Source organism: Haloarcula salina, assembly GCF_049603855.1.
Lineage (GTDB): Archaea > Halobacteriota > Halobacteria > Halobacteriales > Haloarculaceae > Haloarcula > Haloarcula salina_A.
In genome coordinates this window covers 2,979,995-3,004,250 of the sequence record NZ_CP187146.1, presented here as the reverse complement: position 1 = coordinate 3,004,250, position 24,256 = coordinate 2,979,995, and the positions used below count along the sequence as shown (strand labels likewise).

Below are 24,256 nucleotides of genomic sequence, written 5' to 3'. Positions count from 1 at the left end.
AAAGCGTGTCGATGCCGGCCCGAAGCGAAAGCCCTAATTACCAACTGTGGCAAGCACAGTATGCGTACAAGCCGCCGTAGCTCAGTTGGTAGAGCACCTGGTTGTTACCCAGGTTGTCCCAGGTTCGAGCCCTGGCGGTGGCGCTTCCTTCGCTTCGCTAGCTGACGAGCGATGCGAGTCTGCAGCGAACCGTGTGGGCGGGATACGACAGGGCTCGAACACGCGAGCCGCAGCGCCTGAACGAAGCGAGGGCGACCGTCTCGCATCTGTTCGAGCCCTGGCGGTGGCGTCTCTACGCTGCTTCTGTCGCCGTTTTCGACCCGATTACCGACAGCTGTTACCTGATCGATATCGACGACGCGAACGCCAATACCATGACGCTCCGCTACGGTTCGGCGAAGAAGGAGTCCGACCGCATCAACTGGGCGGCCGACTACGCGATTGAGACGGTACTTGCGGACATCGAACCCACCGATAGCGACCCGACAAGCTAAAGAGGTGGACCGAAGAAACCACTGGCGAGGGCCCTTAGCTTAGTCTGGTTAAAGCGATCGGCTCATATCATCATCGGTTCAGTCCGCTGACGTGGGACACCGATTGAGCGCTGGTTCAAATCCGGCAGGGCCCATCCATACTTTGAACAATTGTTAGCTAACGGTATCGGGAGACAGATACCCTTTACTCTTGATTTTACCGTTCCACCATCGGTTTTTCGGGTCGCATTCTTCTGGAGTTCAACCATACGTTATACGCAGGTCACCGCCCTCCGAGCTTCTGTGATATTCGACGCGGGGTTGGTATGTAATCAATCGCATATTGAGCAGGATTCTTATGAATCAATTGGCGGCGTGACGAAATCGAGACAGAACTATAAACTGTGAACTTGAGTGTAAGTAGCTTGTTGAAACTCGCCGTAAGTGACGGGTTCCAGCAGTCGTGCTGAATACAAAGCTCGTATCTCGCACAGAATCAGATACAAATTGAACAGGTAGGACCGGTCAGTACAGACAAAGCATTTAGCCGATGGGTTTGTCACGCAGATTATGCAGAGACGGGCTTTTCTTACTGCGGCAGGGGTAGCATATGTGTCTGGTCTTGGTGGCTGCGTGTCTTCGGACGAGGAGTCTCGGTCTCCTGAACACACCACCTCATCTGCTGAGTACGGTCCGACCCCCACTGAGGGAACTCAAACATCCACAGACGTATTTTCTCCAAGTGCTAGTGAGTTATCTTTCACAGCAAATGTCCTCAACCAAGCCACGACCGAAGAGCCACCGTCTATTGAAATTGCTCTCATAAACAATGCAACGGAGCCTATAGAGATTGAATACGGGGCTGCATTGCTATTTAGCGACGATTCAGGTAGTACCGAGTGGGGAGAAGAAATTGCAATAGAACCGGAAAGCAGTGGTGCAAATCTGGGTTCGAACCCGGAACGAACTGACGGATGTTGGTCGGTGGCCAGCGACACTTATCTGGAAATTATTTCAATTGCGGACTTTATAACGCTCAATCCCGGCGACCAATTCACTGAAACCGTATTTGTCTACAGTCGTTCGGAAACAGACGAGTGCTATCCAGCAGGGACGTATCGATTTGAAGACCGACTGAGGTTTACGAGTACAGACTCTCAATTCGAGGTTGCATTGCAAATTTCAGTTGGGAGCAACGGGGAAATCGCTGCAAGTGGCGAGCAACCATATCCTGTCACTGACTGAGCGTCATCACGTATTAGGCACCCACACCGAGCAGCTGATTCATCTGAATCGGTGTGCAATCAACGATTGCTGAGTGCTGACTTCACCCTCTGTATCTCGCACGCCGAATCTGGCAGCTACTGGATAGATTAATTCAGGGAGCGCAAGATATAACGCGCTAATACAGCAGTGAGTCGAAAGCAAGCCGACTCGGGTTACAGATGAGGATGCGGACCACTGCAGAGGTATCTACTAGAGAGAACTCCTCAACTGTCACTACTTTGTAGGTCGGGAAGAATCAATCTAAATACGAGATCGGAGCTCTTCTACTAGATTAACAATATCTTGGTCGTTAACACCACCAAGATCAATTTCTGCCCATGGCCGAGGCCCGCCCACGGGTCCCTTGACAGTGAACTCATCTGCGGCCACAGCCAAAATCCCTAGTCGAATGGCCTCCCGCGCGGCGGTATTTGGTTTGTTGTCGAAATACTCCACGAGCTCGTCAGCGGTAGTATCACTGACTTCGGTCCGTAATTCACTGGTCTGATCACCGAGACTGATTTTAGCAAATGGACGAGGGAGGCCCAGCGGCCCAACAATTTTGGGTTCGACGTCGGACCGACGGATTTCAATTCCAATTCTGATTAAATCTGCTGCAGTCCCGCTAATAGTCCGATCACGACCTGCAATATCCTCGATCAACTCCTTCAATTCGTATTCCAAACGCGGGTTTAGTGAACTCGGCATGTCTACCAGTCGTGGTGACCGCCATATATTCTTTGGCAAATAGACTATTAGGCAATTCGGCAAATTGGCGAAAAGACTATTAGGATACGCCATTAACAACCTGATATGGCAAATAGCTCACCTTCGCGTTCGGACCGGAAAGCTGACGAAGCAGACGTTTCGTACGATATTGCGACTCCGTTCAGTACTCTTGACGCCGGAATCTACCTCTTTGAGAAAGAGGACTCTGTGGAGGTTCTGATTGGGCACATCCCGGAGCCATATATGTACTATGACAATTACAATACAGACAACCGTGAGCAATTGGACCAGCACGCGATAGCTCGCTGGATTGTAGATGACGTGGCCAGCGAGCTGTCTGATTGGGAACATGAAACCTCTTTTTACTCAACGAGGAACCCGAACTACCATCTTAGGGACATATATTTTGAATGCGACCAATCAGAGGTGAACGAAGCAGTCCTCTCAGCGAGGCGCTTTCTCATCACACTTGAAGAGAAGGTTGTCAAACAGAAACAGCGGATCGACCGTGAACTTGGCAACTCCCCTCTACAAGATCTCTCGGAGTAGATTCAATACAAGCCGCTTGAGGTTGCAACAGACCAGATCAAGCCTTCACTATCCACTCGGTGGATGATTGCTCAGCACTTCTACCGTCAGCCTGTTTCCCTCTCAAGGGTTCAGGATGACGCGGATAAAATGCTGAGCAGGATGTCTTATGAAAGACCGAACACACCTCAAAAAAGAAATCCGAGCTGCTCAGGAAGAGAAAATTCGCAAAGAACGCCTCGAGGAGTCTCCTGGGCGGGGAGGTCTGACCCCTCCAAGAAAACCAGAATTTCGCCGGCTCCGCACACTCTCTGTCAAGGAACTGACTGACCCTATCAAGCGACTACAAAAAGACCTCGCCCATCTCGAAACGGGACCTGAAACTTGGGCCAATGAGGCTGGTGGTAATCCACAAGATCACCAGGATTGACTCACAAAAGCATCGCCTCACTGTATTTCTCGCGGGCCACCGACCTCTGCTGACTACACTCTCTGTATCCCGCAGGACATCCCTGTCAGTTTCTTTGGAGTTCAACAGAGCCACGAGAGGTGATATACTATTTGTATAAATTGGTTTTATTTCCCGGTATAAAACATAGTTTTAAGTCAAAGTGAACGAGTTCGGAAATATGGGTTTGGGTGGAAAGGGGCTTGCAGTCCTCATAGCAACAGCAATCGTCTTATCGACTATCACACCGGTTGCGGGTATCGCGGCGGCACAATCGACTGAGGCTGGGAACCAGCCGACAGAGACGGAATCGACTCCAGTCGCGACAGCGACGCCGGAGGAAGCGGAACCGTCGGGATCGGAAGTGGGTCTGCCTGGGACCGATCCCAAGTCTCCGCCGACGGAGCACTCCACAGAAGCAGAAAACCAGTCACGGACGAGGTCCAATCAGACCGACACTAGTCCACAGACCAGTATCCCGACGAACCTGACGACCGAACCGCCGATCGTCAAGAAATATTACGCCGTCCAGTTGATCGACTCGATCGAGACGGACGGCCACCGGGGGCAGGACCGTCGGGTCGACTGGGCACACGCTCGCAGCAACCGCACGCTCCAGTACTATCAGGACCCGGTCCGGGTCAACGAGAGTCGCGTCTTCACCGATGACGCGATTGCGCTGCGACAGCTTCAACACGGCCGTGAGGGAGGTGCTCGCGACGACGCCCGCCGGGCGGCACGGCTCGTGTACGCGGCCGACAACGCGTCCGCTCACGTCGCCGTCGCGGACGCGCGTCGAGTGCTCGATCAGTACGGCGACGACGAGGGTACCCGCGGGCGCGAACGTGCCGCCGAGGTCCATCTTCGGATCGCCGACCGAGCACTCGACCGCGCCGAGCGCACCGTTGCGCGCGGTGGCGACCGCCGCGACATCGCCAGCAGAGCGCGGGCGTTGCACCACCTCCGGATCGCACACCGCCAGTCACAACTCGCCCTCGAGACGGTCGACCGCGACACCGATCCGCAGGTGACTATCGACCAGACGGCCGACCCGGTTCGGGACGGCAACCGCACGGTCAGCTATCGCATCACGGGGACCGTCTCGACGGTTCGCCCGGCCAGGCTCGATACCGTCACGATCACTATCAACGACAATCGGACGGTGACGACAGCTCCGAGGAGCAAGCTCGCCGCGCCCGGAGAAAACGTGTCCTATCGAGCGGTGGTGAACCTGACCGAGCGGGTGAATACGATCGAGGTCAGCGTCAACGAAACAGCCGCCGACCGGGACCGACGTCACCGGGACCGCGACCGCCGTGGCCGAACTAGCCGCTGGACGGACGACTGGAACGACCGTGTCACCGAGCATCCCTCGCGCGACCGGGCGAACAGGCGCGACCGGCATCGTCGAGACGCGACGGGACCAGCCGCTGGCACTGGCAATTCGCGTGGTCGACCCGACCGATCTGACAACCGTCGGTCGGGGCGCTCCTGGGACGACGACCACCGCGATTCAGCACACGACGAGGAGAACGAGGGCTGGCGTGGCGACGACGAGGAGAACGAAGGCTGGCGTGGCGACGATGACGACCACGAGTGGGTCGACGACGAGGGCCGTCCCAGCGACGACGCGACGGCCACCCTTTACCTCGACGGTGACGGGCTAGAGATGGCCTACGAGCGTCGCGTGACGGGCACGGATCCGCTGGATTTCGACAGCGACTCCAACGCGACGAACGCCACCGAAGCCGACGACGGAACGATCGACGGCCGCGAGGATTACGATAGCGATGGCCTCGGAACGCTCACGGAACGAGACCTCGGGACGGATCCGATGGTCGCCGACACCGACGGCGACAACCTGAGCGACGGGGGCGAACAGCGGATCACTCAGACGGACCCACTGAATCCCGATACCGACGGCGACAACGTCACGGACAACCGTGAGGACCCCGACAATGACACCCTCACGCACGAGGCGGAACTGGCTGCGGGGACCTACCCACTGGGCGCCGACCCCGACGGCGACGGCCTGACTGATCCCGACGAACTCGACCGCGGGACGGACCCGCTCGCTGCCGACACGGATCAGGACTTCCTGGCTGACGGTGCCGAACTGACGGTCCCGTTCAACACCGATCCGCTGGATCCCGACACCGACGGTGACGGTATCGTCGACGGCAACGAAACCTACACCTCCACGGCACGGAACCAGTCCGTCGGCCTGACCGTCGACGTTACCGGTCAGGGCAACGTCGCCGGCAGTGTCTCCATCGCCGCCGACGAAACCGGGCGATTCGACACGCCCCAGATGGACTCGACCGCCGTGAGTCCGGTCGTCGATATTCGCTCGAAGCGAGCGGTCACCAACGCGACGCTCACCTTCGAGGTCGACGACGCGTCGGCAGCGAGTACCACCAGCCAGCTGGCGGTCTTCCGCTGGAACGAGTCAGCACAGGGCTTCGAGCCGGTGAACTCGACTGTCGACACCAGCGAGGGCACCGTCACTGCCGACACCGAACACTTCTCGCGGTACGTGGTGCTGGACGTCTCCCAGTGGAAGGACAGTTTCACGTCGGTTCCCGCCGCGAACGCAACCCAGAACGCCGGGGGCAACACGACCGTAAGGCCCCTCGACGTGGTGCTGTTGATGGACACGTCGGGATCGATGAACGGGAACGATCCGAACGGCATCGCCAAGGACGCCGGCAAGGAGTTCACGGCCAGTCTCCTCGACACCGACCGGGCGGCAGTCGCGGTGTTTGCCAACGAGGCGGAGATCAAGCAGAACTACACCACCGATCACGACCAGGTAAACCAGACGATCGAGGGGATCAACTATCACGGCGGGCGAGGCGGGACGGCCATCAACACGAGCCTCGGAGACGCTATCGACTACAAGCTCGCCCACAGCAACCCATCGCATCGGCGTGCCATCGTGCTGCTTTCGGACGGGAAAAACGCACCGGGCGCGGGCTCGGATGCAAAGACGATTGCCCAGGCTGAACGCGCCGCCCAGGAGGACATCACGGTGTACGCGGTCGGCTTCGGCGGTGCTGACAAACCGCTGTTGCGCGAGGTCGCCAACACCACCGGCGGCCAGGCGTACTTCGCGTCGGACGCGAACGAACTACCCGAAGTGTTCTCGCGCGTGGCGACGAACACGACGGGTGGACAGGTCACAGACAGCGACGGGGATGGCCTGCCTGACGCGACCGAAACGGGCGGGTTCACGCGATCGTCACTGCCGCTGACGGTCGAACCGTTCTCCACTGATCCGAATAATCCTGACACGGATGGTGACGGCCTGACCGACGGCGAAGAAGTCAAGTCAGTTCACGTCCGGACGCAGGCGTTCACCGTCGTCACGGACGGCGAAGCTGTCGCTCAGTCAGTGCGCGGTGGCTATTGGCGGATCAACAGCAATCCGACGAAAACCGACACCGACGGCGATACGATTAACGATTCGACGGAAGTCAACGGATGGAATATCTCCGTGGTCAACAAGACCGGCCACGCCGACCCGTATCGGTACGACTACGCCTGTGAGGAAGGGTCCTGTGCAGAACCGTCCCAGAAGATCACTGTGACATCGGACCCGAAAACGCTCGACACCGACGAGGACGGCCTGACCGACCCCGAAGAGAAGAATCTCACGCACACCGACCCGAGCGCCAAACGAACCTACGGAATCACCGCCGAGCGCGAGCAGCGGTTCGAGCAGGTGTTTGGTGGCCCGAGTTCGTACACTCGTGCGGGATTAACGAACCAGATGGGGCTGGACACCGACCGCATGCACGGTGTCGAGGACCGCTCGGATCCGAACTTCACGGACGCGAGCGATTCGTTCGACTTCGTAACGGTCGACAGCGAAACCGGGTTCGACCGATACACGTTCACAGGACTCGATGGCCAATCGCGATCGGACTACTGGGTGTCGAATCGCAACGAAATTCGAACGGTGGACCCGAACTACCACCATCCGGGGCTGAACCCCGCATTGGAGTACCAGACCGACCCATGGGATCCAGACACCGACGACGACGGCCTCACGGACGGTCAGGAGATGGATGGAGTCCAGGTCAGCCAGCTCGGCGAGACCTATCAGACAGATCCGACGACACCGGACACGGATGACGACGGCTACTGGGACGGCTGGATCGGCGTCTACGGCGTTGGGCACACCGACAACGTCGTGTTGTACCGGGAGCATCTGCAGAGTGGGGACGGTATCGAAGGAAGTGAGATCGTCGAAGAGCAGGCTGGCGTTCACGATCGCTGGCAGGTCCACAATGTGCCGGGGAGTGTTACGGCGGCAACGGTCGATTATGACAACGATGGCCGTGTGGAACGTTCCAATCTTCAAGTCGGGGAGCTACAATGGGAGATGGATCCAACCACACAGAGTGAGACTGTTGACCTATCCATTGAGACTGACTTCGTGGAGGGATTGCCGAACAAGCGCCTGAACGACTCAGGATGGGAGCGTGGGATCGAAGAGAACTACGCACTCTATGGGATAGACATTGATATCGTTCGCGACGAACGAGTATCTGATCCCATCGCAGATAGTGCGCCGCTTTCGAAATCTACGGATGCCGATCAGTACATGGCAGTGACCACAGAAAGCATCTTCTCTGGAACCGGGTTTAATGGCTACGCCACGTCAGAATCATATAAACCTGTCCAGGTACCGAGTACTGGAATGTACGTCTATGCGGAGTCAATCGCGAATTCGGGTCTCCTTGGTAGGGTAAATCACCGTCATCTGAATCAATCTCCCTATGAGAATGAGACGCAGGTGGTGGCTGCCCACGTGGCGATGCACGAGATAGGCCATTCGTTCGGTGCTGGTGAGAATGATGACTCGTGGAAGCCCTTACCCTTCGGTGAAGTGTATAGTGGGTACGAGGGTAGTAAGGCACCAGATGACCAGACCCCAGAGGATATCCCGGGCCGTTCAAATGACTGGAGTGTAATGAGATTCGGGTGGGACAGTAATATCGCACACTATCATAATGGAAAACTATACTATCCATTCAGCATTGAAGAACTGACCACAGTGAGTGAACCGTGACTGCTATGCGAGTATTTCTCATATTCATCGTAGTGCTATCTATTCTCCCTCTTGCAGGGTGCGGTGATCAGGGTGGAAAACTCTCGTATGCTGGTACAATCGAAGTACAGGAAGGAGAGTTCGTGTTAAATGGGACCATTGGCGAGGCTTATTACAGCGGGCCAGGTCAATACACCAATGTCTCTGTCCTCCTTTATGACCAGAATGGGACCTTATTCCGGACAATTGTCATTGGGACTGTGAATGGGTCATCGGATATCTCGGTTACTGATGACCGGATACCAAGATATGTGGTATTTGATTCACCTGACCTCTGGGGCCAAGCGAATCGGCATCTCTCAACAGATTATTATGAGCGCACAGCAGTTGGCGAGAGTGGAGATTTGGCTTACGTTGGCAATGCGATCAACGAACGTAGCGAATTACCTGTTGATCTCCCTCGTCCGTAGTCAGGGCGACTAAGGTATTAACCGGATTGAAAACGTGGAGTGCCTGGGGAATTTCCAGCGTGGTCTTGATGGCGCATCATAGCGCACTACAGCCATGCAGACCAGTATCTGGCTTCCACGACCCAGCGTTTCTTTGCGGGGACCAGGTTAAACGCCTACGCCACGACGGTATCATATACGACTGTCCGGCCGTGGTGAATCGCCAGACGTAGCTTGATTTCACTGTTTCAGAGACTGCTTGATGTTGTGAAACACACACACACATCAAGACGAGTTCACGAAATTCACCGTACCAAGCTCGCGCACGCACGGTGTCGCCGAGCGTGCGCTTGATCGTGGAGAAAACGGTCTCACACATCGCTCTCTGGCGGTATCGAGGCCCATCGATCCGCGCGTTGTGCGCGTGATCGATGGGCCGGAACTCTCGGTGTTTAATCAGCGGTCTTACGCCCTCTTCGCGGAGTTTGTCGCGTAACTGCATCCAGTCGTAGCCTTTGTCGGCAGCGAGGCTGGCGAGATTGCCCGCGTTACGGCGGGCGACCTGCCAGCCGAGCTGTGTGTCGTGGCGTTTCTCGGTCGTACAGTGAACGTCTAGAATGGCTTGGCTTTCTGTGTCGACGAGAGCAGTTGTTTTGAGCGTCTGTACGCGGTAATTCGTCCGCCGACAGTAGTGCTTGCTAGCGGTTTCTCGGTCGAAAAATGCGCGTCAATGGCGGCGTGTCCGCTCGGCTTGTGCAGCTGCGCCGACAGGCGCAGCAGCACTCGCCAGAGTGCTGTCTTGATTCTGTCAAACCACTTGACTAGCGTGGAGTGGTCGGGGAGATCGGCCGCGCTGAGGCCGATCTCCCCAAGTATTTGTGGCATCTCGCTCAGCAAATCAAGTGCTTCTCGGTAGGATTTCTCCAGGTAAACCCGCAGACAGTGCAGCGACACCACCGCATACTCGGCGAAGCCGCCACCCCCTTCGGGGGCGGCGACTTCGCCTCGCTCACCAACAGCATTTTTAGCTAACTGGACCGCTTTGCTTGTGAAGCGGGAGATCTTCGACATAGAGCATCGGCGGTTTCCCGCTTCAACGTCCTAGTTCTGACGGTCGAAGCCGACGCTGTCCAGCGATTCACCAGAGCAACCTGTCTGAACAGCAAATGATAGACAGATGACTAGAGCTGTATTTGTATGCAAGGTAGTCACAATATTGATACCAATTCAGCAAGTAGAACCCAAGAATTGGATGGCAGGATGCAACATCTGTGGGGAAGATGGGGGCCTCTCAAACAATTGCACGTACTGCCAGGGAACGTTCTGTTCTGAGCACGTTCTCCCTGAAAAGCACAATTGCCCCGCTCTTCATTCTGCAGAGACGTTAGGGCCAGAATTTCGCCAGGCGAAGTCGGACGTTGTTCTCGGGGAGAACGACGGCAGTCCATCAGAACACACATCGGGCCCGCCAAGGAAACCAGATCTCGACGATTCTGGAACGAAGGATGACGAGAGCGCAGACCAAGAAGACACAGAACCAGCGAATGAGGCACACCCTCCTTCGAGAGAGAGACAATATGAGAGCAGTCCTGACGTAGCTACTGACGGGAGTATCGTCAGTGGAGACGCGTCGGAGTCTGCATCTCACACAGCAAGTTCTCTTGTCGAGCCGATTCAGAAACTCTTTGCTGGGGCTAGTGCAGGACCGCGGTACAACGGTGACTGCCCACACTGCGGACAGTGGGTCTCACGGCGACGAACAGATCGGTTCACAACCTGCCATCGGTGTGGCTGGAAGGCAGGGCTGCCGGTGCTCCGGATTGCCACTCACTGGCCTAACTGGCTGTTGTGGAAACGGCGCGGAATCCGGTGGACGAAGCGGACGCTGATTGTCGCGGCGGTTCTCTCACTCGCCGCCGGCCTTATAGGGATGACTGTCGGGACAGGCATTGAACCAGTGGACCAAACGTCTACAGAGATCGCTGAACAGGCTGGCATCCACCGCCCTCTCTCAGCGCTTGCTGCTAATCTGTCTGTGAATGGGTCAACGGATATATCGACAACAGCCAGCGGGTCCACTGAAACCACGCAGACTTCCACATCCGACGGCCAATCGGCAAATAGTGGTACAGGTGAAATTGATATCTCAGCCGTTGAGGCGGCGGTACATGAGGAAATAAATCAGCGACGGACCGCAAATGGTCGGAACCCGTTGGAACATCGCTCTGATATTGCAGAAGTTGCTCGCTATCATTCGAGGGACATGGCTACGGAGGGGTACTTCGCTCATGACTCTCCAGACGGCGAGTCCCTCGAAGACCGCTACCGACAATTCGGTATCGACTGTGCCGGTGGCGAGAATATTGCTTACACGTATTGGGAAGAGACTGTTCGGACGGACGGTGGGATTCGCTATTACGATACCGAGCAGGAACTTGCCGTCGGACTCGTCAATGGCTGGATGAACTCTACGGGCCACCGAGAGAACATTCTTAGAGCGCGATTCGAGTCAGAAGGGATTGGTGTCTCTGTGGTCGAAGTCGATGGTATGACTCGAATATACGCGACGCAGAATTTCTGTTGATCCCGCCCATATGAGACTCTGGCCTCGGTGAAGGATTCATTTAGTGGTAGAGATCTGATTCCGTTGAACTCAAAACGTGGATGAGTCACGAGACCACGGTCGTACTTGATCTAATTCGATCGTCAAACATATGGCGTAATTCCTCAAGTCTGCGGCCACCTTGATTTCGTTTTTCACTTGGTGGGTTTACGATTGGATCCGACTTACACCCGATATTTTCGACTGTTGTTGGTGAATTCAAAGACAACTCTTTCGAGTATGACCGGATTGATTGGCGTCCGAAAAGGATGAATGCGTCCTGTCGGGGTCCCATCCTCGTCCTGGCAGGGCCCATACTTCTGGAAAGGCGGACGCGGCGAGCGCGCGGTCAGCGCGCTGAATCGCACCGACACCGCCGCTCGGACAGCCAGATCCGTCTAAAATATTATGTGCATCTGCCGTCATATTTGGCTATGGCGGCGATCGAGGTGTCGGGGTTGAGCAAGCACTACGGCGACGTGCGGGCCAACGACGACCTGACGTTCACCGTCCGGGAGGGCGAGATTTTCGGCTACCTCGGGCCGAACGGCGCGGGGAAGACGACCACGATCCGAAACCTGCTCGGCTTTCAGTCGCCGACGGAGGGGACCGCGAGGGTGCTCGGCCACGACGTGCGCGACGAGGCCGAACTCATCGACGCGAAGGCCGAGATCGGCTACTTGCCGGGCGATCCGGGCCTCGACGAGCAGGTCACCGGTAGCGAGTACCTCGATTACCAGGCGGCGCTGAAGGGCGACGAGCGCCGCGAGGAACTGCTGGAACTGTTCGATCCGCCGCTCGACCGGAAGATCCGGGAGTACTCCCGGGGCAACAAGCAGATGGTCGGTATCGTCCAGGCGTTCATGCACGACCCGGAACTGGTCATCATGGACGAGCCGACCTCGGGGCTGGATCCGCTGAAACAGGAGGCCTTCAACGAGTTTCTCCGGGGCGAGCGCGAGCAGGGCAAGACGGTGTTCTTCTCGTCGCACGTCCTCGGCGAGGTCCGGCGGGTCTGTGACCGGGTGGGGATCATCCGCGAGGGGAAACTCGTCGCGCTCGAGGACATCGACGCGCTGCTCCGGCGCGGCGGGAAGCGCGTTCGCGTTCACACGCGATCCGATATCGGCCCGTCGGGGCTCGAGGGCGAGGGCATCGTCGATCTGGAGTCCTTCGACGACGGCGTCCAGTTCACGTTCACCGGCGACTACAACGCCCTCGTGTCGCTGCTCGGCGAGTACGACATCGTCGATCTCGAAATCGAGGAACCGCCGCTCGAAGACGTGTTCATGCACTTCTACGGTGAGGACTGATGTTCGAGGTGACCCGCTACGAGGGGCGCCGCAGAGTGCGGGGGACGGCCGTCCTCACGGCCTTGCTCGCGGTTTACGCGCTGCTCATCGTCTTCCTGTACCCGTCGATCGCCGAGTCGAACGTCGACTTCGAGGAGTACGTCGAGAGCCTCCCGCCGGCGTTCCGGGAGGGGTTCATCGGGTCGGCGAGTTTCTCGACCGTCGAGGGGTTCCTCTCGGTCGAGATGTACCAGTTCCTCTGGCTTCTGTTACTCGGGCTGTACCTCGCCTACAGCGCGGGCGCGCTCGTCGCGGCGGACGTCGAGTCCGGCAGGCTGGACATGCTGCTGGCGACGCCGATCTCGCGTTCGCGGGTCCTGATCGAGAAGTACCTCTCGCTTTTGGTCCCCGTCCTCGGTGTCAATCTGGTGACGCCGTTCGTCGTCTACGTCGGCCTCTTCGCCATCGGCGAGTCGATCGATCCGGTGTCGCTGTTCGCGCTCCACCTGCTCTCGATCCCGTACCTGCTGACCTGCGCCGGCGTCGGACTGTTGCTGTCCGTCCGCCTGGACCGCGCCGACATCGCCCAGCGCGGGGGAATCGGCGCGGTGTTCGGGCTGTTCCTGCTGGACACGGTGAGCACCGATACCGACTTCGAGTGGCTCGGGGCCCTCAGCCCGACGCGGTACTACAGCCCCGTGGACATCCTCGGCGAGGGGACCTACGACGTGGCCGGCGCGCTGGTCCTGCTCGCGGGGGCCATCGCCTGCGTCGGCGTGAGCGTCGTCCTGTTCGAACGGCGGGACATCTGATGACTGCGGCCGACCGCTGACCCACCGACAACCAATGTACGACCCTACCACACGACACGACGGCGGGATCGCCACCGAGACGAGCCGTTCGACGGAGGCCGCATGAGCCGACTCGCCGCCGGAGCGAGGCTGCTGGCCGTCGTGGTCGTGTGCTCGCTGCTCGCCTCGGGCGTCGTGGTCGGGTTCGTCGAGGGGTCGCCGGAACTCTCCGCCTCGCTCGCCGAGAACCGCGTCGTCGCGGGCGAAGAGGCGACGCTCGAGGTGACGCTCACGAACGCGGGCGAACTGGAGACCATGTCGACGACGAACCCGGAACTGAACCAGCGCGTCCTCACCGCCACCGGCGTCAGCGCCAGACTCCGGGCCGACGGCGCGCCGCTCTCCGTCACCACTGGTCGCCAGAGCGTCGGGAGCGTCGCCGACGGCGGGGAGCGGGTCGTCCCGTTCACCGTCTCGGTCGACGAGGACGCCTCGCCGGGGACCTATCGGCTCCCCCTCCGCGTGACGTACACGCACACGGCGGAGATCGACGAGGGCGGGGGCTTCTCCCGGACGCGGACGGTCGAGGAGACGCTGTCGGTGACGGTCCGGGTCGTTGAGCGGGCCCGCTTTGCAGTCGTCGATACCGAGGGCGACGTGGGGCCGGCGAGCGTCGGCACGGTGTCCGTGACGCTGGAGAACGTCGGGAGCGAGGCGGCCAACGAGACGGCCGTCTCGCTCGACTCGCTGGACCCGGACGTACGGGTCGGGTCGTCGGGGTCGTCGAGCCAGTACGCCGGCGCGTGGGAACCCGACCAGCGGCGGACGCTCACCTACGTGGTTTCGGCGTCCGAGACGGCGACGAACGCGACCTACCCCTTCCGGGTGACGACGGCGTTCGACGACGACCGCGGCGTCCGGCGGACCGACGAGTCCGGCGTCGTCGGGGTCGAGCCACGGGCCGGTCGCCGGTTCGTCGTCACCGACGCGGCGAGCGACGTGGCAGCCGGCGGGACGGGGACGCTCACCGTCACGCTCCGGAACGACGGGCCGCGGACGCGCGATGCCACGCTCGCCCTCCGGTCGACTGACGGGGCGCTCACCGTCGACGGCGGCGGCGCGACCACCCGGTACCTCGGGGACTGGCCGGCCGGGGCCGAGCGGACCGTCACCGTCGGCGTGACCGCGCCGCCCGGGACTGACGGCGGGACCTACACGCTCGACGCGGCCGTGGACTACCGGACCGCCGCGGGCGTCGACGCCTCTGCCAGACCCGCGAGCGTCGGGGTGACCGTCGCGCCCGACCCCGACTTCGCCGTCCGCGACGCCGCCGTCTCGCTGGCCGTCGGCGAGGAGGGGCAGGTGCGTGGGACTGTCGTCAACCGCGGTCCCACGCCGGCACGAGAGGCCGTGGTCGTCGTCTCCTCTCCGTCGCCGAACGTCCGGTTCGCGGAGACCACGTACGCCCTCGGTGATCTCGATGCGGGCTCGTCGGCCGACTTCGCGTTCGACGCGGCGGTCGCGCCGACGGCCGAGGCCGGCCCCCGGCCGTTCGACCTCACCGTCCGCTACGAGGGACCGGGCGACGACGCCAGGGAGAGCCCACCGCTCCGCCTTCGCGGTGATGTCGCGCCCCAGCCCGACCGCCTCGCGTTCGAGGCGGTAAACGCCAGCTACGGCATCGACACGAGCAACAGGCTCCGCGTCCGCGTCACGAATGTCGGTGACGCGCGCCTCGAAGACGTGCGAGTCAGCCTGGCGACCGCCCCGCCGTTCACCAGCGAGTCGCCGAGCGCGTTCGTCAGTGCGCTCGACCCCGGCGAGACTGCGACGCTCGGCTTCGAACTCACGGTCTCGGAGGACGCGGTCGAGAGCACCCACGCCGTCGCGCTCAACGCGACCGCCGAGACGGCCGACGGCGACACCGTCCGCACGGACGCGTCGCTCGTGCAGGTGACGATCGCGGAACCCACGGGGCCGAGCGGCGACACCGCCGTCGTCGTCGGTGCGGCGGTGCTCGCGGCGGTCGTGCTCGGTGCCGGCTGGTGGTGGCTCCGTCGGTAAGCGGCGCAGTCGCCGGCCGAAGGCCTCGTTTGGCGGTTGAGGCGACCGAAAAGAGTGCGTCGAACCGAGCGCCGTCTCAGACCGCGAGGTACTCGGCGATGGCGTCTTCGTCGGCCAGCGTCGTCGGGCCGACCTCGTCGACGATCTCGCCGCGCTCCATCGCGTAACAGCGGTCGGCCATCTCGCGGATGACGCCGAGGTTCTGCTCGACGAAGAGGATGGTCGTGCCGAGGTCCTCGTTGATGGCCTGCATGTCCTCGCTGATCTGGTCGACGATGGAGGGCTGGATGCCCTCGCTCGGTTCGTCGAGCAGGAGGAGGTCGGGGTTCGAGACCAGCGCCCGCGCGATGGCGAGCATCTGCTGTTGGCCGCCCGAGAGCGTGCCGGCGTCCTGACTCGCCCGCTCTTCGAGGATGGGGAAGTAGCCGTAGATCTGGTCGTACAGCGTCTCGTCGCTGTCCGCCCGGATCTTCTCGCCCATCCTGATGTTCTGCTCGACCGTGAGCTTCGGGAACACGTCCCGGCCCTGCGGGATGTAGCCGATCCCGGCCCGGGCGCGCTCGTCGGCCGAGGCGCTCGTCACGTCCGTACCGGCGTAGCGGATGTTCCCCTCGGTCGGTTCGAGCAGGCCCATCACCGTCTTCAGCAGCGTCGTCTTTCCGACGCCGTTTTTCCCCATCACGCCGACGATCTCGCCCTCGTCGACCGAGAGGTCGATGCCCCGGAGGATGGGCGTCCTGTCGTAGGCGGCGGTGACGCCGTCGAGTTCGAGCAGGCTCATTCCTCTTCCCCCAGGTAGATCCGCTGGACCGCGGGGTCGGCCTTGACCTCGTCGATCGGTCCCTCCCTGAATACCTCGCCGTTGTGAAGGACGGTCACCTCGTCGGCGATGGAGGCCACGAAGTCGGTGTCGTGCTCGATGACGACGAAGGCGATGCCCTCCTCCTCGTTGAGCCGGGTCACGCGCTCGGCGATGGCCTCGCGCTCGGCCACGTCGAGGCCGGCGACCGGTTCGTCCAGCAGGAGGAGGTCGGGCTCCAGCGACGCCGCCATCCCGATCTCCAGTTGCTGTTGCTGGCCGTGTGAGAGCGCGCTCGCGTCGACGTGCTCGTAGCCGGTGAGACCGGCCGCCTCGATGGCTCGATCGACGCGCTCGCGTCGCTCCGCGCCGTCGGCGAAGCGCTGGATGGGGAGTCGAGCGTTCTCGCGCACGCTCAGGTCGCCGTAGACGGACGGGACCTGGAACTTCATGCTGATCCCTCGCTGGACCCGCTCGTGTGGCTCCAGGTCGGTGATGTCGTGGCCGTCGTAGTAGATGTGTCCCTCGCTGGCCTCGTACGTGCCGGTGATGAGCTTCAGCAGCGTCGACTTGCCGGCCCCGTTCGGGCCGATGAGACAGCGCAGTTCGCCCGACGCGACGCCGAAGTCCACGTCGTCGGTGGCGGTGAACCCGCCGAAGCGCTTGACCAGCCCGTCGGTCTGCAACAGCGTGTCGGTTCGGTCGCCAGTGGCCATCTCGGCGGCCGTCTGGCGGACGTTCGGTCCCAGCGACTCCGGTCGTGATTCACTCTCGCTTTCGCTCATGATTCGCTCGCCTCCGTCGGATCGGGCGTCTCCGGCCCCTCGGCGTCCGCGGGGGCGGGGCGGTTCTGTCTGACCTGCGTGTGCACCCACGGGACGATGCCGTTGGGGAGGAACAGGATGGTCCCAAGCAACAGCGCGCCGAGCAAGACGAGGGCCAGTTCGCCGCCGAGGGTGACGCGGATGTACTCGATGGCGATGGTCGCGATGATCGCGCCCAGCAGGCTCTTGCGGCCGCCGACGCTGACCCAGATGACGGGCAGCGTCGCGAACAGCAGCGTGAACACCGTCGGATCGATGAACACGTTCCGCGCGGCGTACAGCACGCCCGAGAGGCCCGCGAGCGCGCCGCCGAGGATGAACACGACCAGTTTGATGCGCTTGACGTTGTAGCCGAACATCCGCGTGCGGTCCTCGTCCTCGCGGACGGCGACCATCGCGCGGCCGTAGTCGGAGTTGACGAGCGCGCGCAGGCCGAGGTACGTCCCGACGAGCAGGACCAGCGCGAGGTAGTAGAACGGGTCGAGTTCGACCGTCCCGAACCCGGGGACCCAGACTGGAATCGCGTTGTACATGAACTGGAACGACGCGGCCCCGACGCCGAGTTTCAGCAGCGGGATGTCCGGCATCCCGTTGAAGCCGCCGAGGGCGGCCTCGCCGATGGTCCACTCGGAGCCGGCGGTCTGGGCCATGAACGTGTGCAGCACCATCGTCGCGACGAGCGTGATGATGGTGACGTACACGTCGCGGACGCCGCCGTAGAACATGAAGTAGCCGAGCACGGCGGCACCGAGGCCGCCGCCGACGACGCCGGCCAGCACGGCCGCGGTGATGCCGCCCGGCGTGGCGAAGTTGATGGAGACGACGGCGAAGGTGTACCCGCCCAGGCCAAAGAAGACGACCTGACCGAAGCTCAGCACGCCGGTGTACCCCCACACGACCGACAGCGAGAGGCCGAGCAGGGAGAGGACGAGGAACAGCGAGAACTGCTCCGCGTTCCCCACGAGCGGGAAGGCGACCAGCGCCGCGACCGCGACGAGGAAGCCGACCCAGAACCCGTTCGAGTTCCCGATGGTGTTCGGTCCCTCGAAGCGGGCGCGGACCCGAGCGGACAGCGACTGGCCGCCGTCCGTTCGCGTATCGGTCGCCATCTACTCGCCCTCCTGTCTGCGGCTCTGTACCGTTTCGATGAAGCCGGTGATCCCGTCCGGCAGGAACCGGAGCGCGACCATCGCGGCGGCGAGCAGCGCGATGCGGCCGAAGAACGTCCCGTAGAGGTTCGTGAACACGGCCTGAATCGCACCGAGCACCCCGCCGGACAGCGCCGTGCCGAGGACGACGCTCGGGCCGCCGACGACGACGGCGACGAACGCCTCGACGAGGAACTGGTCGCCCAGCGTCGGTTGCATCGAGAGCGTCGGGGCGAACAGCGCGCCCGTCAGCCCCGCGAGGCCGGACCCGATGGCGAACGTCGCCATGTAGATCCGCTCGGTGTCGACCCCCAGCGCGCGGGCGGTCTCCTCGTCCTGAATCGTCGCCCTGGCGGTCATCCCGTACTCCGTCTTGGTGAAGATGTAGTACACCGCGACCAGAAGCGCGATGCTGATTCCCGAGAGCACGATGCGGTACGTCGAGTACGAGAACGCGCCGTAGGCGATGTTGCCGAACGGCGTGCCCACCGTGTCGATGGAGTTCCCGAAGACGACGCGCGCCCCCTGGACCATGATGAGGCTGAGCCCGAACGTCGCGACCATCGAGTCCGCGAGTCGGTCGTACAGCGGTTCGACGAAGTCGCGACCGACGGTCCGCTGGCCGATCCAGTTGGGGACCGCCCCGGAGATGATGAACCGTTCGACGAGGACGCCGAAGGCGGCGGTGACGAGCGTTCCCACGACCATCGCGACCACGAGCGGGAGGCCGAGCTTCGTCGCCGAGAGCGTCGTCGCGTACGCGCCGACGAGGATGAACTCCCCGTGAGCGAGGTTGATGACGCCCATGATGCCGAAGATGATGGCCAACCCCGCCGCTGCGAGCACGATGAACGCGAAGCTATCGAGGAACTGTAACGCGAGGTTGATCCCGTTTACCATCCCGCTACTCTGCCTCCTCGAAGTAGTCCACCGGGGTGTACTGCGTGGTCTCCGTCTTCTCGGTGAGGTCACAGCCGACCGTCTCCGAGAGGAACTGTTCGGGGATCTGCTCGTTCTTGACTGCCTCGACGTTGTGCTGTTCGTCGGCCTTCATGACCCACATGTGGTGGTCGACGTGGTGGGTCGCGCCGTCGAGCTTGATCGTCTCGCCTTCGGGCGCTTCGGGGGCGCGCTCGGTCCCCAGTTCGATGCCGGATTCGAGGGCCTCGATGACCTCCGGCTGTTCGAGCGTGCCGGCCTGCTCGACGGCCTTCTTGTACATGTACGTCGAGAAGTAGTTCGTCTCGGCCTCCTCGTTGAGGTAGGGGGCGTCCGGGTACATCTCGTAGTAGCGGTCGACGAAGCCGCCGTCGCTCGTGTTGCTCGTCGTCGGGACCTCCTCCATGTAGTTGACGCCGGCGTAGATGTTGGCCATCGCGGGCGGGTCGAGGCGGCGGTGCTCGTAGCCCTGGGCCATCGCCGTCGACGTGCCGATCGGAACGTCGAGGCCGGCGGAGGCCTTCTGCTTGTAGAAGGCGGTGTGGTTCGCGCCGACCAGCATCGACATCACGAAGTCGGGGTCGGCGTCCTGAATGTTGTTGATGACCGAGCCGAAACTGGACTCGCTGAGCGGGATGAACTCCTCGCCGACGACCTCGGCGTCGTTCTCGTCCGCGAGTACCTTCACCCAGTCCGCCGACAGCTGACCGAAGTTGTAGTCGGCCGCGATGGTGTAGATCTTCGGACCGAACTCCTCGCGCAGGTACGGGAGGACGATGCCCAGCTGCTGGCGGGCCGTCGGCCCCACCGCGAACGTGTACTTGTCGCAGACGCCGCCCTCGTACTGGGTGGTGTAGAAGTACAGCTGCTCGTTGCGGTCGATGGTTGGCCGGATCGCCTCGCGGGTCGCCGAGGAGTACCCCGCCCAGAGCACGTCGACGTCGTTCTCGTTGATCATCTCGCGGGTGAGCTCCTGGTAGCGCTGGTTGTCGGACTGGGGGTCCTTGGCGTAGGTCTCGATCTGCTTGCCGTCGATGCCGCCGTTGGCGTTGATCTCCTCGATGGCGAGCATCGACGCCTTGTGCTTTGGCGCGCCGACCAGCGCGAAGTTCCCGGACTGGTCCTCCAGCACGCCGATCTTGACCACGTCGGCGCTACTGGCGGTGTCGGTCGTCGCGCCGCTCTGGCCCTGGCCGCCCGAACAGCCGGCCAGCCCGGCGACGACCGCGGCCCCGCTGGCCCCGAGGAACTGCCGGCGGCTCATCGACGAGCGGTTCATGCCTGGCCTCCGAGAACACTGCGGTGTCCACCATCGATCCCACAAACACTGGTCATACTCGCAACTTCTCCATAGATATCCGAACGTTCGTCCATGATTTCGTACACAGTGTTGCCGTTCAGCAGGAAGTAAATAAGGTTTACCACTCTGATCTTATATTGTCCTCCATACAGACTCAGGTGTATAAGGACGTGGAAGGAAATTAGAAACAGCAAGGTGATCGGTCAATACTGACGGGAAATTTTGAATCTTTCACCATTTCGGGTCGGACGCTGAACGATCCGGACACGGGGGAGGGTGCGGGCGGTTCGCGGCATCGACGAACGAACTATCAGATTTGTGTCTACTTCGCCCCGAAAACCGGCCGATATCGGGGGCCTATGGCTCGCGCGCACCCCGGTGGCTACTCGTCGACGACGACGACCTTGACCTGCTGGACGCCACCGAGCGCGCGCAGTCGGTTGGCCAGCTCGGTGATGTCGCCGGCCGCTCCGTCGACGACCAGCGTCTCCATGCAGGTGTCGTGCGAGAGGTGGATGTGCTGGACCGAGGTGATGATCTCGGCCATCTCGTGTTGGATCGTCTGGAGGTCGTCGGCGATGCCCGAGACGTGGTGGTCGTGGACGATGACGACGGTCCCGTGGTGGTGGCGCTCGCCGCCGGACTCCCACTCGTAGGTCGCGAAGAAATCCCGCAGCGAGTCCCGTATCGCCTCCGACCGGCTCGCGTACTCCCACTCGTCGACGATGCCGTCGAGCCGGTCGACCATCGACGACGGGAGCGTCAGGCTGATTCGGTCGAGGTCCTCACTCATACCAGACGTAGACGCCCGCGACCATATGGCTATCCGGGCGTCGGTAATACTCTCCACTCGCCGGTAATACTGTTCGATGAAAAAGTATTATTAGCGCCCGGCCGGCAGTAGCGGGTAGCATGCACATCCCGGACGGGTACATCGATCTCCCCATCGCGCTCGCCGTCGGCGCGCTCGCCGTCGCCGTGCTGAGCCTCGCGGCGAAGCGCGTCAACGGCGAGATTCCCGACAGCCGCGCGCCCCTGCTCGGGGTCGTCGCGGCCGGCGTCTTCGCCGCGCAGATGCTCAACTGGCCGATCCCCGGCGGGACGAGCGCCCACTTCGTCGGCGGCGCGTTCGCCGCCATCCTCCTTGGTCCCCACCTGGGCGCGCTCTGTGTCGCCACTGTCGTCGCGATTCAGGCGCTCGTCTTCGGCGACGGCGGTCTCGTCGTCCTCGGCGCGAACGTGTTCAACATGGCCGTCGTCGAGGTGTACGTCGGCTACGCGATCTACCGCCTCCTCGCGCCCTTCGGCGAGTTCCGGGCGGCCTTCGCCGCCGGGTGGCTGGGCATCACGGCCGGCGCGCTCGCCGCCGCCGTCCAGCTCGGCCTCTCCTCGGCGTTCGAGTACCAGCTCGTGACCACGCTGGCCATCATGGGCGTCGGCCACCTCGCGCTCGGCCTCGTCGAGGGCGCGATCACCGCCTTCGTCTACCGCTACCTCGCCCGCGCTCGCCCCGACCTCCGACCCGACGCCGTCGCCGAGGTGACCGCGTGATGACGCTGCCTGACTGGCTCCCGCGCGCGCTCGCCGCACTGTTCGTCCTGGCGCTGCTCACACCCGTCTTCGGCTGGGCCGCCGGGCAGGTCGGCTACGCCGAACCACTAGAGAACGCCGCCGAGGCGACCGGCGCGACCGAACACGCGAGCGCCACCGGGACGGCCCCGTTCCCGGACTACGGCGTCGCGGGCCTCGGCGGGCCGACGGGCACGTTCCTCTCGGCCGTTATCGGAACCGCGCTGACGCTCCTGCTCGGGGTCGGCATCGGCCGGCTGCTCGGGGCAGATGCCGGCGACGGGCGGTGAGATGAGCGGGCGCGCCCTGTTCGACCGGACGGTCGCGACCGTCGCCGAGCGCGCCCGATGGTTCCTGCTCGCCGAGGACCTGCCGGACCGCGACGGCTTCCTCCAGCGCGTCACGCCGAGCGTCAAACTGCTGGGGATCGTCGCGCTCGTGGCGCTCACCGTGACCCAGCGTTCGCTCCCGACGGTCACCGCGCTCGCGCTGTTGTCCGCCGCGCTCGCCGCGCTGTCGCGGGTTCCGGCCCGCACCTTCCTCGGTCGCCTGACCGGGCCGCCGGCGTTCGCGCTCGTCGTCGTCGCCCCCCAGGCCGCGCTGATGGGCGGCCCCACGCTCGGATCGCTCCCGCTGTCGGCCGCCGGCGTCGACTACGTCCTCACCTTCGTCGTCCGCGTGGCGGCCTGCGTCGGCTTCCTCTCGGTCCTGCTGGTGACGACGCGCTTTGCCGACCTGCTCGGGGCGCTTCGCCGCCTGCGAGCGCCGCCCATCGCCGTCTCGCTGCTCGGCATCACCTACCGCTATCTGCTCCTCTTCTTCGCCGAACTCGAACGGCTGGTCCGCGCCCGCCGGAGTCGGACCGTCGCGGAACCGAGCCTGCGGCGCACCTGGCGGGACTCCGGGAACGCCGTCGGCTCGTTCCTCGTGCGCAGTCTGGAGCGGGGCGAGCGCGTCCAGCGGGCCGCCCGCGCACGCGGGGGCACGGGTCGAACGCCGGTCCGGTCCCGTGAGTCGCTCGGGGCGGCGGACCTCGCGTTCGGCCTCGTCGTCGCGCTCGCCGTCGCGGTGGTGGTCGCGTGACCGTCCTCGACGCCGCCGACCTCCGGTACGCCTACCCCGACGGGACGCTCGCGGTCGACGGCGTCGACGTGACCGTCGAGCGCGGCGAGCGGGTCGCGCTGCTCGGGCCGAACGGGGCCGGCAAGTCGACGCTACTGGAACTGCTCGGCGGCCTGATCGAGCCCGACGGCGGCCGAGTCCGGTACTTCGGGGAGACGACCGACGCCGATTCGGTTCGCAGTCGCCTGAGCGTCCTCACGCAGAACCCCGCGGACTACCTGTTCAATCCGACCGTCCGCGAGGACCTGGCCTACGGCCCGGCCCAACTGGAGTGCTCGCGCGAGGCGGTGGACCGGCGCGTCGAGCGCGTCGCGGACCGACTCGACCTCGACGGCCTGCTCTCGAAGCCGCCCTTCCGCCTCAGCGGCGGCGAGCAGCGCCGGGCCGCCCTCGCCAGCGCGCTCACCGTCGAACCGGACGTGCTTCTGCTGGATGAGCCGGTGAGCAACGTCGACGCCGCGAACCGCGCGACGGTTCTCGACCTGCTCGACGACCTCGCCGCGGACGGCGTCACGCTCGTCGTCTCGACCCCGGACGCCGAACTCGTCCCGCACGTCGCCGACCGCGTCGTCCTGCTCGACGCCGAGGGGACCGTCGCCGCCGACGGGCCGACCCGCGACATCCTGACCGACACCGACCTGCTGACCGACTGTGCGCTCCGCCCGCCACAGATCGTTCGGCTGTTCGACGGGCGGACGGACGAGGTCCCCCTCACCGTCGCCGAGGCGGCCGCTCGCCTCGACGGCGACTCCGGGCCCGTCGCCGGACTTGACGGAATCGCCGACGACGACCGAAAGTAAGACAGTTCGCCACTTTCGCCCCGTCGTGTTCGGCCGTAACTTTGGAATCTCAATCTC

Annotated in this window: 19 protein-coding genes, 2 tRNA genes and 1 pseudogene; 14 read left to right on the top strand and 8 right to left on the bottom strand. The window is 62.6% G+C overall.

All coding sequences use genetic code 11. The features are described 5' to 3' along the window. Positions 1 to 70: 70 nt before the first annotated feature. From ACOZ4I_RS15245 to ACOZ4I_RS15230, 4 genes are all read left to right on the top strand, one after another. A tRNA-Asn gene (locus ACOZ4I_RS15245) sits at positions 71 to 143 on the top strand. Positions 144 to 191: 48 nt separating this feature from the next. Next, on the top strand, positions 192 to 494 hold the full coding sequence (locus ACOZ4I_RS15240; RefSeq protein WP_424001025.1) for a hypothetical protein: 303 nt from the start codon (positions 192 to 194) through the stop codon (positions 492 to 494). A 28-nt stretch (positions 495 to 522) separates the two neighbouring features. Beyond that, positions 523 to 628 (top strand) — tRNA-Ile (locus tag ACOZ4I_RS15235). A 415-nt stretch (positions 629 to 1,043) separates the two neighbouring features. Beyond that, positions 1,044 to 1,718, top strand: a complete 675-nt coding sequence (locus tag ACOZ4I_RS15230) for a hypothetical protein (protein ID WP_424001024.1) — start codon at positions 1,044 to 1,046, stop codon at positions 1,716 to 1,718. Between the two features lie 282 nt (positions 1,719 to 2,000). Here the strand turns inward: ACOZ4I_RS15230 and ACOZ4I_RS15225 are convergent, their stop codons facing one another. Then, positions 2,001 to 2,447, bottom strand: a complete 447-nt coding sequence (locus ACOZ4I_RS15225) for a hypothetical protein (protein WP_424001022.1) — start codon at positions 2,445 to 2,447, stop codon at positions 2,001 to 2,003. Between the two features lie 105 nt (positions 2,448 to 2,552). Here ACOZ4I_RS15225 and ACOZ4I_RS15220 point away from each other — a divergent pair, with 105 nt between their 5' ends. Continuing rightward, positions 2,553 to 3,017: a hypothetical protein gene (locus ACOZ4I_RS15220; RefSeq protein WP_424001020.1), complete on the top strand. Its 465-nt coding sequence runs from the start codon at positions 2,553 to 2,555 to the stop codon at positions 3,015 to 3,017. 590 nt (positions 3,018 to 3,607) lie between these two features. Further along, positions 3,608 to 8,521, top strand: coding sequence for a VWA domain-containing protein (locus ACOZ4I_RS15215; protein WP_424001018.1), 4,914 nt, complete (start codon positions 3,608 to 3,610; stop codon positions 8,519 to 8,521). A 678-nt stretch (positions 8,522 to 9,199) separates the two neighbouring features. Here ACOZ4I_RS15215 and ACOZ4I_RS15210 read toward each other — a convergent pair. Then, positions 9,200 to 10,020, bottom strand: a pseudogene (locus ACOZ4I_RS15210) (IS5 family transposase); the annotation flags it as partial. A 106-nt stretch (positions 10,021 to 10,126) separates the two neighbouring features. Here ACOZ4I_RS15210 and ACOZ4I_RS15205 point away from each other — a divergent pair. The 4 genes from ACOZ4I_RS15205 to ACOZ4I_RS15190 all read left to right on the top strand — a co-directional run bounded on the left by ACOZ4I_RS15205 (position 10,127) and on the right by ACOZ4I_RS15190 (position 15,698). After that, positions 10,127 to 11,533 (top strand): CAP domain-containing protein, encoded by a 1,407-nt coding sequence (locus tag ACOZ4I_RS15205; RefSeq protein WP_424001016.1) that lies wholly within the window; start codon positions 10,127 to 10,129, stop codon positions 11,531 to 11,533. 452 nt (positions 11,534 to 11,985) lie between these two features. Further along, positions 11,986 to 12,864, top strand: a complete 879-nt coding sequence (locus tag ACOZ4I_RS15200; RefSeq protein ID WP_424001014.1) for an ATP-binding cassette domain-containing protein — start codon at positions 11,986 to 11,988, stop codon at positions 12,862 to 12,864. After that, positions 12,864 to 13,655, top strand: coding sequence for an ABC transporter permease subunit (locus ACOZ4I_RS15195; RefSeq protein ID WP_424001012.1), 792 nt, complete (start codon positions 12,864 to 12,866; stop codon positions 13,653 to 13,655). Before ACOZ4I_RS15200 ends, ACOZ4I_RS15195 begins: the two co-directional genes overlap by 1 nt. A 102-nt stretch (positions 13,656 to 13,757) precedes the next feature. Next, positions 13,758 to 15,698: an NEW3 domain-containing protein gene (locus ACOZ4I_RS15190; protein WP_424001010.1), complete on the top strand. Its 1,941-nt coding sequence runs from the start codon at positions 13,758 to 13,760 to the stop codon at positions 15,696 to 15,698. 76 nt (positions 15,699 to 15,774) lie between these two features. On the opposite strand, the gene ACOZ4I_RS15185 is transcribed toward ACOZ4I_RS15190, so the two are convergent. The 6 genes from ACOZ4I_RS15185 to nikR form a co-directional block, all read right to left on the bottom strand. Continuing rightward, positions 15,775 to 16,473, bottom strand: coding sequence for an ABC transporter ATP-binding protein (locus tag ACOZ4I_RS15185; RefSeq protein WP_424004822.1), 699 nt, complete (start codon positions 16,471 to 16,473; stop codon positions 15,775 to 15,777). A gap of 2 nt (positions 16,474 to 16,475) precedes the next feature. Next, positions 16,476 to 17,282, bottom strand: coding sequence for an ABC transporter ATP-binding protein (locus tag ACOZ4I_RS15180; RefSeq protein WP_424001008.1), 807 nt, complete (start codon positions 17,280 to 17,282; stop codon positions 16,476 to 16,478). Continuing rightward, complete coding sequence (locus ACOZ4I_RS15175) at positions 17,279 to 18,430, bottom strand: ABC transporter permease subunit (RefSeq protein ID WP_424001006.1); 1,152 nt, start codon at positions 18,428 to 18,430, stop codon at positions 17,279 to 17,281. Before ACOZ4I_RS15175 ends, ACOZ4I_RS15180 begins: the two co-directional genes overlap by 4 nt. Beyond that, positions 18,431 to 19,369 carry an urea ABC transporter, permease protein UrtB gene (gene urtB / locus ACOZ4I_RS15170; RefSeq protein ID WP_424001004.1) on the bottom strand — a complete coding sequence of 313 codons (939 nt, stop codon included), beginning with the start codon at positions 19,367 to 19,369 and terminating at the stop codon, positions 18,431 to 18,433. Between the two features lie 4 nt (positions 19,370 to 19,373). Continuing rightward, entirely contained in the window at positions 19,374 to 20,687 is a 1,314-nt protein-coding gene (locus ACOZ4I_RS15165) for an urea ABC transporter substrate-binding protein (protein ID WP_424001002.1), read from the bottom strand. A gap of 403 nt (positions 20,688 to 21,090) precedes the next feature. Continuing rightward, the gene (nikR, locus tag ACOZ4I_RS15160; RefSeq protein WP_424001000.1) at positions 21,091 to 21,501 is read right to left on the bottom strand and encodes a nickel-responsive transcriptional regulator NikR; all 411 of its coding nucleotides are present in this window, start codon (positions 21,499 to 21,501) and stop codon (positions 21,091 to 21,093) included. Positions 21,502 to 21,620: 119 nt separating this feature from the next. Between nikR and ACOZ4I_RS15155 the strand changes: the two genes are divergently transcribed. Genes ACOZ4I_RS15155 through ACOZ4I_RS15140 form a run of 4 tightly spaced genes read left to right on the top strand, consistent with a single transcriptional unit; the run spans position 21,621 to position 24,199 of the window. Beyond that, entirely contained in the window at positions 21,621 to 22,259 is a 639-nt protein-coding gene (locus ACOZ4I_RS15155; protein WP_424000998.1) for an energy-coupling factor ABC transporter permease, read from the top strand. Further along, positions 22,259 to 22,567, top strand: coding sequence for a PDGLE domain-containing protein (locus tag ACOZ4I_RS15150; RefSeq protein WP_424000996.1), 309 nt, complete (start codon positions 22,259 to 22,261; stop codon positions 22,565 to 22,567). The genes ACOZ4I_RS15155 and ACOZ4I_RS15150 overlap by 1 nt, the downstream gene beginning before the upstream one ends. Before the next feature lies 1 nt (position 22,568). Continuing rightward, entirely contained in the window at positions 22,569 to 23,360 is a 792-nt protein-coding gene (gene cbiQ, locus ACOZ4I_RS15145; protein WP_424000994.1) for a cobalt ECF transporter T component CbiQ, read from the top strand. Beyond that, positions 23,357 to 24,199, top strand: coding sequence for an energy-coupling factor ABC transporter ATP-binding protein (locus ACOZ4I_RS15140; protein WP_424000992.1), 843 nt, complete (start codon positions 23,357 to 23,359; stop codon positions 24,197 to 24,199). The genes cbiQ and ACOZ4I_RS15140 overlap by 4 nt, the downstream gene beginning before the upstream one ends. Positions 24,200 to 24,256 lie beyond the last annotated feature (57 nt).